General features: G+C 73.5%; 10 protein-coding genes. 4 read left to right on the top strand and 6 right to left on the bottom strand.

The window, feature by feature from the left end; translation table 11 throughout:
- Window positions 1-25: 25 nt before the first annotated feature.
- Window positions 26-1,018: an aminoglycoside phosphotransferase family protein gene (locus AB0E98_RS12845; RefSeq protein WP_361701704.1), complete on the bottom strand. Its 993-nt coding sequence runs from the start codon at window positions 1,016-1,018 to the stop codon at window positions 26-28.
- A 122-nt stretch (window positions 1,019-1,140) separates the two neighbouring features.
- On the opposite strand from AB0E98_RS12845, the gene AB0E98_RS12840 reads away from it, so the two are divergent.
- The 3 genes from AB0E98_RS12840 (at window position 1,141) to AB0E98_RS12830 (ending at window position 5,469) form a co-directional block, all read left to right on the top strand.
- Window positions 1,141-2,970, top strand: coding sequence for an ABC transporter ATP-binding protein (locus tag AB0E98_RS12840; protein WP_361701703.1), 1,830 nt, complete (start codon window positions 1,141-1,143; stop codon window positions 2,968-2,970).
- On the top strand, window positions 2,967-4,859 hold the full coding sequence (locus AB0E98_RS12835; RefSeq protein ID WP_361701702.1) for an ABC transporter ATP-binding protein: 1,893 nt from the start codon (window positions 2,967-2,969) through the stop codon (window positions 4,857-4,859). Before AB0E98_RS12840 ends, AB0E98_RS12835 begins: the two co-directional genes overlap by 4 nt.
- Before the next feature lie 91 nt (window positions 4,860-4,950).
- Entirely contained in the window at window positions 4,951-5,469 is a 519-nt protein-coding gene (locus tag AB0E98_RS12830; RefSeq protein WP_361701701.1) for an AAA family ATPase, read from the top strand.
- Between the two features lie 169 nt (window positions 5,470-5,638).
- Here the strand turns inward: AB0E98_RS12830 and AB0E98_RS12825 are convergent, their stop codons facing one another.
- Complete coding sequence (locus tag AB0E98_RS12825) at window positions 5,639-6,538, bottom strand: helix-turn-helix domain-containing protein (protein ID WP_361701700.1); 900 nt, start codon at window positions 6,536-6,538, stop codon at window positions 5,639-5,641.
- Between the two features lie 142 nt (window positions 6,539-6,680).
- Between AB0E98_RS12825 and AB0E98_RS12820 the strand changes: the two genes are divergently transcribed.
- Complete coding sequence (locus AB0E98_RS12820) at window positions 6,681-7,061, top strand: DUF4440 domain-containing protein (RefSeq protein ID WP_361701698.1); 381 nt, start codon at window positions 6,681-6,683, stop codon at window positions 7,059-7,061.
- Between the two features lie 100 nt (window positions 7,062-7,161).
- Here AB0E98_RS12820 and AB0E98_RS12815 read toward each other — a convergent pair whose 3' ends face one another.
- The 4 genes from AB0E98_RS12815 to AB0E98_RS12800 all read right to left on the bottom strand — a co-directional run bounded on the left by AB0E98_RS12815 (window position 7,162) and on the right by AB0E98_RS12800 (window position 12,626).
- Window positions 7,162-8,379, bottom strand: coding sequence for a glycosyltransferase (locus AB0E98_RS12815; protein ID WP_361701696.1), 1,218 nt, complete (start codon window positions 8,377-8,379; stop codon window positions 7,162-7,164).
- Window positions 8,376-9,182, bottom strand: coding sequence for a MerR family transcriptional regulator (locus AB0E98_RS12810; protein WP_361701694.1), 807 nt, complete (start codon window positions 9,180-9,182; stop codon window positions 8,376-8,378). Before AB0E98_RS12810 ends, AB0E98_RS12815 begins: the two co-directional genes overlap by 4 nt.
- A gap of 67 nt (window positions 9,183-9,249) precedes the next feature.
- Entirely contained in the window at window positions 9,250-12,159 is a 2,910-nt protein-coding gene (locus tag AB0E98_RS12805; RefSeq protein ID WP_361701693.1) for a BTAD domain-containing putative transcriptional regulator, read from the bottom strand.
- Entirely contained in the window at window positions 12,156-12,626 is a 471-nt protein-coding gene (locus AB0E98_RS12800; RefSeq protein WP_361701691.1) for a hypothetical protein, read from the bottom strand. The genes AB0E98_RS12805 and AB0E98_RS12800 overlap by 4 nt, the downstream gene beginning before the upstream one ends.
- Window positions 12,627-12,799 lie beyond the last annotated feature (173 nt).

The raw sequence follows: 12,799 nt of genomic DNA, 5'->3' as shown, positions 1-12,799 counted from the left end.
GCCCGGCGGACGGGTTCCGCCTCCGCTACCGTACGTCCCACAGGAGCCGGGCCAGTTCCCCGATGTCGTCGACGCCGGAGAGGTCCGCGGGCACTTCCTCCAGGACGTCGAAGTCATGCAGGAAGGTGAACCGGAGCATGTCCTCGGCGAAGGTGTCGGTCACCTGCCATTGTGCCCCTTCGAGCAGCGCGGCGAGCAGCCCGCGGTCGGCGCGGAAAGCGTTGAGGTGCAATTGGACGAGGCTGTACCGGGGGTCTCCCGCGTATACGTCCGTGAAATCGATCAGACCGGTCACCGACGCGTTCCCCGCATCGACGAAAAGGTTGGTGCCATGCAGGTCGCCATGCACGAATACGGGTTTCCCGCCGTCGAGCAGGGCATCGACGGAGGGCAGGAAGTCATCGACCCGGTCCAGCAGTCGCGGGGAGAGGTAACCCCATTCCCGGTGGTCCTCGACGGTGGCCGCGCGGCGTTCCTCGAGCAGTTCGGCGAAGACCGGGGAATCCGGTCGCAGCGCTCCCGTGCCGGTCAGCGGTACGGAATGCAGCCGGCGCAGTACCTCGCCGAACCGCCGGGCCAGCGCCAGCCGGGTCGGCCGGTCCGCGCGGGCCGTCGCCTCCCGCCATGTCGCACCGGGGGCCGCGGCCATCACCAGGTACGGCCATGGCCAGGCGTCACCGTCGGGAAACAGCTCGCCGCGTCCCAACAGCGGGGGTACCGGCAGGCCCTGACCCGCCAGCACCTCGTAGGCCTCGGCCTCCGAGGCGTAGTTCTCCGGGCCGCACCAGTGCTCGCCGTAGAGCTTGACGACCACGCCGGTGTCGGCGATCAGCACGGGGTTGGTGCTCTCCCCCGGGACCCGTAAGGCCCCCGGGGCGGGGAGGCCGGCCGCGGCCAGCGCCCGCCGGCCCCAGGGCTCCCAGAATTCCAGGTCGTTCCGGAGTTTCGCGTAGGTTTCGTCCGATGTAATTTCCATCGGCTGGGCGGGGTATTTATTGGGCACGGCATTCTCAGGCACGGCAGGTCCCCGGTTTCTCTGCGTGTGGTGATGCCTATCGAATTCGGTTCAGGATAACATGGCCGGCCTGCCGGGCAACGGTGAAGCCCGGCCATTCGACCCGTCATTGCGAGGTGTGCGCATTGAACGTCGAGGGCGCCCCGATCCCGACGAACGCTTCCTCTCTCGCCGTACTCCGCCGGCTCGGCCCGTATTTACGGCCGGTATGGCTCCCCGTCACCGGGGCGGCCGGCGCCACATTCGGAGCCCTGCTGTGCGGGCTCGGCATTCCCCTGGTGGTGCAGCGCGTCATCGACGGCCCGCTCGGCTCCGGCGACTTCGGCCGGCTGCCCTGGCTGATCGCCCTGGTCTCCGTGCTCGGCACGGCGGAGGCCGGCCTGTTGTGGGCCCGCCGCAAGCTCATCGCCCGCCCCACCGCGCTGGTGGAGTCCCGGATGCGGGCCGACCTCTTCGCCCATCTGCTGCGGCTGCCCGTGGCCTTCCACGACCGCTGGCAGTCCGGCCAGTTGATGTCCCGCGCGGTCAACGACCTGGTGACGCTGCGCAAGTACCTGGCCTTCGCGGCGGTCTTCCTCGTCGTCAACTCCCTGACCCTGGTGGTGGGTCTGGGGATCCTGTTCACCATCGCGCCCGAACTCGCCCTGGTCGGGCTGATCAGCGCCGCGCCACTGCTGCTGATCACATACTTCTACGAGACGCACTACAAGAAGGTCGCCCGCCGGGCGCAGGACCAGTCCGGGGACCTCACCACCCTCGTCGAGGAGACGATGCTCGGCACGCGCGTCATCAGGGCGTTCGGGCGGTCGTCCGAGCGCACCCGGCTGTTCGTGGCCCAGGCCCGCCGGCTGCGGTCGACCGAACTGCGCATCGTCCGCATCCTCGGGGGGCTGTCCACCGGCCTCCTCATCCTGCCCGAACTCGGTATCGCCGGTCAGCTCGCGGTGGGCGGCTGGGGCATCGCCGACGGCCGGCTGACCCTCGGTCAGCTCGTCGCCGCGATCACGATCAGCACCTATCTCCGCTGGCCCACCGAGTGCATCGGCTGGGCGCTGTCGGAGACGAGCACGGCCGCCGCGGCCTGCGACCGCTACTGGGAGATCAGGGACTGCCCGCCGACGGTCACCGACCCCGCCCGGCCGGTCTCCCCGGCCGGCCCCGCCCGGGGCCGGCTGCGCTTCGAGGACGTCCACTTCCAGTACCCGGGGCAGCCCCGCCCGCTGCTGCGCGGAGTCGACCTGGAGGTGCGCCCGGGCGAGACGATGGCACTCGTCGGCGCCACCGGATCCGGCAAGACCACTCTGGCCTCCCTGATCCCCCGGCTCGCGGACGTCACCGCGGGCCGGGTCACCGTCGACGGCGTGGACGTACGGGACATGCCCCTGGCCGAGCTGCGGGCGATGATGGGCTGCGCCTTCGAGGACGCGCTGCTGTCCTCCGCCTCCGTACGCGAGAACGTCGCCCTCGGCGCCCCCTCCGCCTCCGACGCCGGCATCCGCGCGGCGCTGCGGGTGGCCGGCGCCGAGGGCTTCGTCGACGCGCTCCGCCCCCACGGGCCGGGCACCCGCATCGGCGAACGCGGCATGTCGCTGTCCGGCGGACAGCGGCAACGGCTCGCCCTCGCCCGCGCGGTGCTGCCGCGACCCGCCCTGCTGGTGCTCGACGACCCGCTCTCCGCGCTCGACCTCCACACCGAGGCGGAGGTGGAACGGGCGCTGCGCGAGGTGCTGCGCGACGCCACCGCGCTCGTGGTGGCGCACCGGCCGAACACCGCGCGCATGGCCGACCGGGTGGCCGTCCTGGCCGACGGCCGCGTCCTGGCCGTCGGTACCCACCAGGAGCTCCTGGACTCCTGCCCCCACTACCGCACCCTGATGGCGACCCCCGGCGAGCCAGGAGCGGTGGAAGCGGTACGGGCCGCCCCGCGGCCGGACAGCAAGGCGGTGACCCCGTGAGCGACACCACGTACGCCAAGACGGACGAGCACGCCCCGGACCTCGCCGACGGCCTCTCCGCCGAGGACGCCCCCGTCCTCGACAAGGCCACCCAGGCGCGCGTCCACGCCCGTTCGCGGAAGCTGCTCGCCTCCCTGCTGCGTCCCTGGGTGCGACGGTCCCTACTGGCGCTGGCCGCCCTGGTGTTCGAGAACCTCGGGCAGCTCGCCGGGCCCCTGCTGATCGCCCGGGCCATCGACGTCGGGGTGCCGGGGGCCGTCGCGGGGCGGCCCGGTGCCCTGGTGTGGTGCGTGGCCGGCTTCACCGTGTGCGCCCTGGTCGCGGCCGCCGCGCGCTACGGCTTCTTCCGGCTGTGCGGCAGCGTCGGCCAGGCCGTCCTGCTGGACCTGCGCACCCGCATCTTCGAGCACGCGCAGCGGCTGCCGGTCGCCTTCCACGACGCCTACACCTCCGGCCGCGTCGTCTCCCGGCTCACCTCGGACGTCGACGCGGTGCGCGACCTGGTGGAGACGAGCCTGGACGGCCTGCTGACCTCGCTGCTGTCGGTGGGCGGCATCGCCGTCCTGCTGCTGTGGCTGGACCTGCCGCTGGCCCTGGTGGTCCTCGGGACGTCCGTCCCCCTCGTCCTGATGACCCGCTGGTTCCGCGAGCGGTCGCGGCAGGCGTACCGCAGGGCCCGCAACACCGTCGCGGAGATCCTCGTGGAGCTGGGCGAGACGCTGGGCGGCATCAGGGCCGTCCAGGCGTTCCGCGCCGAGTCCCGCGCCGCCGGCCGGATGAACCGGCTCAACGACGACTTCCGCGACGCCCACACCGACGCCCTCCACGTGGTGGCCCGGTACACGGCCGGTGTCCGGCTGGTGGGCAACGTCTGCCTGGCGCTGGTGCTCGCGATCGGGAGCTGGCGGGTGGCGAACGACACCCTCCAGCTCGGCGTCCTGACCGCCTTCGTGCTCTACCTCCGCAAGTTCTACGACCCGCTGGACGAGCTCGCGACGTTCACCAACAAGTACGCCGCGGCCGCCGCGGCCCTGGAGAAGATCTCCGGCTTCCTGGCCGTACGGTCCTCCGTGCCCGAACCGGCCGCCCCGGACCGTCTGGACGCCGACCGCCCGGGCCGCGGCCGGCTCCGGCTCCGGGCCGTGGAGTTCCGCTACTCCCCCACGGGCCGGCTCGTCCTCCCGCGCCTGGACCTGACCGTTCCCGCCGGGCAGACCGTGGCCCTCGTCGGGGAGACGGGGGCCGGGAAGTCCACCCTGGCCAAGCTCCTCGCCCGGTTCTACGACCCGACGGCCGGCGCGGTGCTGCTGGACGGGGTGGACCTGCGGGACCTCGCCGAGGCGGACCTGCGCCGCGAGGTGACCCTCCTGACCCAGGAGAACTTCCTGTTCAGCGGCACGGTCGCGGAGAACGTCGCGCTGGCCCGGCCCGGCGCGAGCGACGCCGACATCCGCGCGGCGGCGGCCGCGGTCGGCGCCCACGCCTTCATCGAGGCCCTGCCCGACGGCTACGACACGGACGTCAGCAAGCGCGGCAGCCGGCTGTCGGCGGGCCAGCGCCAGATGGTGGCCCTCACCCGCGCCTTCCTGGCCGACCCCACCGTGCTGCTGCTGGACGAGGCCACTTCCAGCCTGGACATCCCCACCGAACGCGCCGTGCAGGCCGCCATGGCCAAGGTGCTCGCCGACCGCACGGCCCTGATCATCGCCCACCGGCTGTCGACGGTCCTGGCCGCCGACCGCGTCCTCGTCATGGACGCCGGCCGGATCGTGGAGGACGGGCCGCCCGCGCGGCTCATCGACGCCTCGGGGCCGTTCAGCCGGACGTACCGCACCTGGATCGCGGCGGTCGGCGAGGAGACCACGGACGGGCGGTGCGCCGGGCGGTGATTCCGGGTGACGCCGCCGGGGCGGCGCGTGCCGGGCATACGATGACCGGCACGCGCCGCCCCACGCCACCGGAAGACCTGGAAGGCCCGGCATGCCGACGCTCCACCTCGTGACCGGCGCCCCGGGCGCCGGGAAGTCCACGCTGATCGCGCACCTGGCGGCGTACCCGTTCGTCGCCGTCGACTTCGACGAACTGATCGACCCTGTGGGCGAATTGCTGGGCGTGGACGTCAGGTCCTCGTCGGCGAGCCGGGTGTGGCCCGGCTACAACAAGCTGTGGGTGGAGATCATCACTCTGCTGCTGCGGGGCGGCGGGCCCGTGCTGGTCATGTGCCCGCTGGCGCCGGACGAATGGCGGCACGCGGCATCGGCCGCCTCGGCGGCCCTGCCGGAGGCCGTCTGGGCGCGGCTCGACTGCGCCGACGCCGACCGGCGTGCGCGTCTCGCCGCGCGCGGCTGGGACGACGGCCGGATCGAGGACGCGGTCGAGGACGCGGCCGAACTCCGCCGCGTCGTCGGCCGGGAGTTCACCACCAGCGGCCGCCCGGCAGCCGGGACCGCCGCGGCTCTGGCCGAGTGGGTCGGCGGCCAAGCGCTCCGCGGGAAGTGAGGTGCGTCATCTGCGGGCCGGTGGTGGATGGTCGCGCGGTTCCCCGCGCCCCTTCGGGGCGCGGACCCGCACCGCACTTCGGCAAGACCGCTCAGCCGTGTGGTTCGGGATCGGGAGCCAGTGACGGGGAGGCCGGCAGGGCCGCCTTCGTGCTGCCCGGTCCCGTTGGTCAGCGCTGGCGTGCGCGGAAGCCGCCTGGGGTGTGCCCGGTCTCGCGGATGAGGAACTTCCCGAAGTTGGTGGGCTCGGAGAATCCGAGCGTCCGGCCGATCGCGGCGACGGCCAAGTCCGTGTGGACCAGCAGGCGTTGGGCCTCCAGGGCGACGCGGGCGTCGATGAGCTGCTTGGCGGTGCGTCCGGTGGCGGCTTGGCAGGCGCGGGTCAGGGTGCGGGCCGAGTAGCCGATCCGGGCGGCGTAGCTCTGTACGGAACGGGTGACGGCGAACGAGCGCTCCAGCTCGTACCGGAAGGCGCGGAAGACCTCGCCGCCCGCGGTCGCCGAGGCGGTGTGATCCGGATGCGGCAGCCGGACCAGGCGCAGCAGCACCGCGCCGAGGAGGTGGCGCAGCAGTTCGACGGTGGGGGCGGCGTCCGTGTCCTCCCCTTGGTTCTCCACCGCGCGGTACTCGGCCGCGATCTCGGTCAGGGCCCGGTCGAGGGCCTGGTGGTCGGCCGGCGACAGGGTCCAGGAGGCCGGGCCGAAGCCGTCGAGGAGGGACGCGGTCAGGGGCAGGCGTGGCGGGAAGGAGGCGGTGAAGAGCACCAGCACGGCGTCCAGTTCGGCGAGGCGGCCCGCCGGGTCGGCCGGGAACCGCTGTACCTGCCCGGGCCGTACATGCAGCAGCCTGCGCGGCGCACAGGGCTGAGGGGCGAAATCAACCATCGAGGTTCCCTCGCCGCCCCGCACGAGAAGCAGCTGGTGGAAGTCCGGACGGCTCGCGGTGCGGGCGACTTCCCGCCTCATACGGCGGCGCAGGGCGTCGAATGTCAGGACCTCGATGCCCAGCCGGGGGCGGTCGGGGTTGCGGTAGGCGATGTCGATGAGGTCATGTTGTCCAACTTCAACCATGGTGGGTCCAGACTCTACCTCGCCGCCCGGGCCCCCTGGCCGGGATCGTGGAGGCATCACCGCGCGCTGCCGGGCCCGATGGCCAAGCCGCGCGCCCGGACATCGCTGCCCGGACGGGCACGCCCAGGAAGGACCCTTCACTGTGAAGACCACGATCACCGATCCCGCACAGCTGCCCCGCGCGTTCGAGGATGCCCTCAACGGCGGTGATATCGAGGGCATCCTGGCCTTGTTCGCCCCCGGCGCCACCATGCGTACCGAGGCCGGCGAGGTCATCACCGGCGACCAGGCGCTGCGTCAGGAGATCAGCGGGCTGGCCGCCGCCCGTGGACGGCTCGCCAACTCCTCCCGGCACGCTCTGGTCGGCGCCGGGACCGCGCTGCTCGTCACCGACTGGACCCTCGACATCACCGCCCCCGACGGCGAGCGCGTCGCCCGGACCGGCACCACCGCCAATGTCGCGCGCCAAGGCGCCGACGGTTGCTGGCGGTTCGCCGTGCTCAACCCGCTCGGGACGGCCTGAGCCGTAACGCGCCGGACTCCACCGGCGCTCGTACCACCAGGCCGGACCTGACGCGCAAGGTCGCGGAACCGGCCCGTCGTGCCGCGCCGCCTGTGGCGTATCACCCGGACCCCGTCAGCTCCCCGATCGCCTTGAGTGCCTGACCCACCCCGTCCTCGGTCGCCATGTGTCGCGCGGCCACGGTCGCGGCCTGCGCGTACGACCGCTGGTCCACGACCCGGCCGAGCGCGTCGGCGAGCCGTTCGGCGGCGAGGGACGGGAAGGGGATCGGGTCGGTGGCGGCGCCGAGGGCGGCGAGGCGTCCCGCCCAGAACGGCTGGTCCCCGGTGACCGGCACGGTGACCGCGGGAACCCCGGCGCGCAGCGCGGCCGCCGAGGTGCCCGCCCCGGCGTGGTGGACCACGACGGCCAGCCGTGGGAACAGCGCGGCGTGCGGTACGTCCCCGACGGTCAGGACGTCGTCGCCGTCGGCCGCGAGCCCGGCGCTGCCGGACTGGAGGATGCCGCGCAGCCCGGCACGGCGCAGGGCGCGCACGGCGATCTCGCTCAGCCGTTCCCCGTCCCCGCCCGCCATGCTCCCGAAGCCGATGAGGACGGGCCGGGGCCCGGCGCCGAGGAAGTCCTCCAGCTCGGCGGGCAGCCGTTCGGCCGGGGCGTGGTGGGGCCACCAGTTCCCGACGACCCGCATACCGGGGCGCCAGTCGGAGGGGCGCGGCACCAGCACCGTGCTGTAGCCGTACAGCACGGGCCAGTCGGCTCGTTCCTGACGGCGGCGCATCGCGGAGGGCGAGAGCGGTGGGAGCCCGAGGCCGCCGCGCAGCTCGGCGACCGCCCGTTCGTGGAGACGGTCGACCATGCGGAGGGCGAAGCGCCCCATCGCGCGGTTGCCGAGGCGCCCCAGTGAGCGGGTGCCGGTGACGGCGGGCGGGAAGTCGCCGGTCGGCGCGGTGGGCTGGAGGTACGCGCCGAGGCTCGGGATGCCCGTGGCCTCGGTGAGGTGCCAGCCGAGCGGTGCCGTGGTGGCCGACAGCAGAAGCAGTTCCGTGTCGTCGTCCACCGCGTCGGCGAATCCCTGGCCGAGTTCGGTGACGAACGCGGCAGCCGTGCGCATCAGCTCGCGTCTGCCCGTACCGCCGCCGCGCCGCCGGGTGTCGGCGGGGAGGCCGCGGAATTCCAGCCCGGCGTCGCGTACGAGGTGTGCGTAGGCGTCCGTGGCGGCGATCGTGACGTCGTGCCCGGCCCGGCGCAGCTCGGCGCCCAGGCCGGTGTAGGGCGCGACGTCGCCGCGCGATCCGGCCGCGGCGATCAGGATCCTCATCGGCGCTCCTCGGATACGGAGTCGGTGCGGCCGCCGGCGTGGCGGGCCGCGTTGGCGTGGACCGCCCTGGACACATAGGCGGCCAGCCCAGGGCGCTGCTGTGACGGCGGTACGACCAGGGCGAAGGCGCGGGGCTCGGCGACGAAGTCGTCCGCGATGCGCCGGTGCATGTCGGTGGGGCAGGAGGTGAACCAGCGCGAGATGTGCAGACGGTGCTCCTCGGCGAGGTCCATGGCCCGCTCGCCGTCGCTCGGCTCCCCCTCGTCGAAGGCCGCGAGCAGCTCCGCGCGCCAGGCGGCGGCCTCGCCCATGAGCCGCCGCCAGTCCTCCTTGCTGTGTGCGGACGCGCGGGCCATCGCCTCGCGCCGGCCGTCCGAGTGCGCCCACTTCAGCTCGGCCTGGGTGGCGTAGCTCAGGTCGAAGGTGATGTCGCCGAAGACCTCGAAGCGCTCCTCGGGGGTCAGGGCCACCCCGGTCTGCTGGACCTCGATGGCCCGTTCCGCCACCTCGGCCAGCCGCCGCAGTCTGGCGATCTCCTCGCTCAGCCGCCGCTGCCGGGCCCTCAGCTGCTCCAGGGCGTTGGCCTGCGGGTCCGCGAGGATCGCGGCGATCTCGTCGAGGGAGAAGCCGAGCTCGCGGTAGAAGAGGATCTGCTGGAGCCGGGCGAGGTCGGCGTCGCCGTAGAGCCGGTATCCGGCGTTGCTGCGCTCGCTGGGCGAGAGCAGCCCCGCCTTGTCGTAGTGGTGCAACGTCCGCACCGTCACCCCGGCGAAAGCCGCGACCTGTCCCACGGAGTAACTCATCCACCTGCCCTTTCGTCGGCCTACAGCCTCGGGCCTGACGTAGGGGGAGGGTCAATCCGGAACGATCTCAGGCGATGCCTGCCAGCAGCGTCCGGGTCTGTTCGGCCTCGGCCGTGGCCCCTCGCCGTTCGAAGAGGTCGAGGGCGGCCTCCAGACAGGCCCGCGCCCGCGCCCCCTGTCGCAACTGGCACAGGCTGCGCCCGAGTGCCCTGAGCAGGGCGCCCTCGAGCATGCCGCTGGTCCGCCGGGCCAGCGGCATGAACTCCTCGGCGGTTCGCGCCGCGAGGGCGTGGTGCCCCGCTTCCGCGTGGACCTCGGCCATCAGGGTGCCCGTGGCCGCCTCGAAGGCGGTCACACCCAGGGCGCGGAACATCTCCAGCGCGGCCCTCGCCCGGTCCAGCGCGGCGTTCCCGTCCCCGCACAGCCGCAGGACCCGGGCCAGGTAGTACAGCCCGATGGCCTTCGACACCGACTCCTGGCCGCCGACCAGCTCCGCGCCCCGCTCGGCGGCGGCCCGGGCCTCGGCGAGCCTGCCCTGGCGGGCGTAGTTGAAGGCCAGCTCGCCCAGTACGGTGCCTTCCGCGATCTCCGCACCGAGCTCACGGAAGAGCCGCACCGAGGCCTCGCCGTGGCCGACCGCCTTGTCGAAGTGGCCGTGGACGCGGGCGTTCGCGCACAGCGTGAGGTGTGCCGAAGCCCGTAGCCGCGCGGATCCGCCCGCGCACAGCTCCAGGGCGCGGGAGAGTTCGGGCTCGGCCTCGGCGTAGGAGTTCGCGTGCCACAAGGCGTTGCCCCGGACGTACCGGGCCAGGGCCTCGACGTCCGGGCTGCCGCGGCGCGCGGCGGCACCGGCGACCCGCTCGGCCCGTTCGGCCACGGCGGACAGGTGGGTGATCCCCGACAGTACGGTGTTCAGCTTGTCCATGAGGTCGGCCGCCTGCGTCAGCGACAGGCCGTCGTCCTCGCAGGCGCGGTCGACCAGCGCGCGCTGCACGGGGATCTCCTCCCGCATCCAGTCGGTGGCGTCCTGGGCGGTGCCGAACGCGAGGCCCGTCGAGGTCGTCGGCACGTCGATGAGGGAACGCTCCTCGGGTTCCACCGAGTGCGCGACCGCGTCGGCGTTGCGGGCGGTGGCCACGCAGAAGTCCAGGAGCCCCGCGAAGGCCCGGGTCGTCTCCCCGGGGGTGTCCTCGCGGGCGCTCCTGGCCCGCGCGAACGTACGGACCAGGTCGTGGAAGTGGTACCGGCCCGGTCTGCGGGACTCCAGGAGGCTCAGGTCGACGAGCGATTCGAGGAGTTCCTCGGTGTCCGAGGTGTCCTCTGGGCGGCACGCGTCCCGTCCCAGCAGCGCCGCGGCGCACGACGGCCCGAAGTCCGGCACGTCCAGGACCGCCGGCAGGCGGAAGGCCCGGGACTGTTCGCCGGTGAGCTTGGAGTACGACAGGTCGAACGCGGCCTCCACCGCCGCGTCCCCGCTGCGCAGCTCATCCAGGCGGATCCGTTCGTCCGTGAGCAGGCGGACCATGTCCGCCAGTGACCGGCCGGGCTCCGCGGCCAGGCGGGACGCGGCGATCCGCAGGGCCAGGGGCAGCGCCCCGCAGGCGTCCGCCAGCTCCGTCGCCGCCCGTGGCTCGGCGTCGACGCGGCGGTCGCCGATGATTCGCCGCAGCAGCGCCAGCGCCTCCTCGGGCGGCATCACGTCGAGCCTCATGTGCCGCGCGCCCTCCAGCCCGGTGAGCCAGGCGCGGCTGGTCACCAGCACGGCGCAGCCCGCCGCGCCCGGGATCAGCGGGCGCACCTGGTCGCCCGAGGCCGCGTTGTCGAGCAGCAGGAGCACCCGCCGTTCCGACAGCGACGAGCGGAAGAGCGCGACGCGTTCGGCCATGCCGTCCGGGACGTCGCTCGCGTCGGTCCCCAGCTCCCGCAGGAACGTGCCGAGCACGGAGCTCGGGTCGGCCGGTTCGCTGTCGGCGCCGCGCAGGTCCACGTACAGCTGCCCGTCCGGGTACGTGTCGCCGAGCGCGCGGGCGGTGTGCACGGCGAGCGTGGTCTTGCCGACGCCGGCCATGCCGTTGATCGCGGAGACCACGACGGCCGGCGCGTCGCCGTTCAGCATTCCGGTGAGCGTCTCCACCTGTTCCCGGCGCCCGGTGAAGTCGTCGATGTCGCGCGGCAGCGCGGCCGGGCGCGGCCCCGCGGCCCGGATGCCGTGTGCGGGTCCGGGGAGTCTGAGGGAGGGGTCCGAGCGCAGGATCCGCCGGTGCAGCTCCCGTAACGCCCCGTCGGGCCGGGCCGTGCCGAGGAACCGCCGGGTGTCCTCGAAGACCCCCAGCGCCTCGGCCTGGCGGCCCGACCGGTACAGCGCCAGCATCTGCACCCCGCGCAGCCGCTGGCTCGCGGGGTACTCCACCACCAGGGCGCCGGCCTCCGCGGCCAGCCCGGGGCGGTCGCCGAGTTCGGCGTCGAGCTCCAGCCGGGCCTCCAGCAGCGCCTGCCGGACGCCGCGCAGCCGGGTGCGCGACGCCCTGGCGGCCGGCCCGTGGAGGCCCGCCAGCGGCTCGGCGGCCCACAGCGCGAGGGCCTCGTCGAGGACCTCGCGGGCGCGGTCCGCCCCGCCGGCGGCCCGCGCCTTCTCGGCCGTGGCCAGGGCGCCCCGGACCGACCAGGTGTCCACGGCGTGTTCGGCGACCCGCAGCGCGTAGCCGTCGCCGACCGTCTCCAGCACCGCCGCGCCGGCCCCGTCGAGGGTCCGGCGCAGCCGCCAGATGTGGGTTCGGATCGCGTGCTCCGGTCTGGCGGGACGGTCGCCCTCGTCCCACACGCCGTCGACGATCAGCGGCATCGCCACCGTCCGTCCGGCGGCGCCGAGCAGGACCGCGAGCACTTCCCGCTGCTGCGGTCTGCCCAGGTCCAGCTCGGCGTCACCGCTCCAGCCCCGCACGGGGCCGAGGAGGGAGAACCGGAGCTCGCGCGTCACCGGTTCGACCAGACCGGAAAGAAGTAGGGGGCCTCGCTGAAGACCTTCACCGTACCGTCGGCGAACACGCCGAGCTTCAGCTCCGGGCTGTCCGGGCCGGGCCGGAACCGCTTGGTGTCGCTGGTCCAGCACACGCGGTTGTTCTGGCCGTAGACCACGAGGTTGCCGTCGGACTGCATCATGGCGCGGTCCCCGCAACCCACCGTGTCGGTGTGCCAGGTCGGCGTGCGGTGCGCCCAGTTGTCGTCGGTGGTGTAGGTGACGAGGTTGCCGTCGTCCTGCATCACCAGCTGGACGTAGTCGTTCTTGAGGCCCGAACCCTTGGTGAGGGTCTCGTTGTTCCAGATGAAGCCCCGGCTGTCGTCCCGGGCGGCCGATGCCGTTCCGCCGGCCGCCATCACTCCGGCGGCGGCGACCACCGTGGTCGCGGCGACGGCGGCAAGACGGCGGGAGAGTCTTCTGCGCATGACGGGCCTTTCGGTCGTGGGATGAGCGATCACCCCACGACTCTCGCGGCGGCCCATACACGATCAATTGATGAGCGCTAAATGACCCCTTGCGCCTCTTTGGGACCGCCGGGCTCGGTTTCCCGCCAACCGTCGGCGATCCCGACTCTCTCGCCGATCTTCGGGGAAAGATC

Origin of the sequence: Streptomyces sp. NPDC037389 (genome assembly GCF_040636475.1) — a bacterium.
GTDB lineage: Bacteria > Actinomycetota > Actinomycetes > Streptomycetales > Streptomycetaceae > Streptomyces > Streptomyces hesseae.
The sequence above is the reverse complement of the archived record's forward strand: the minus strand, read 5'-3'. Positions and strand labels throughout refer to the sequence as shown.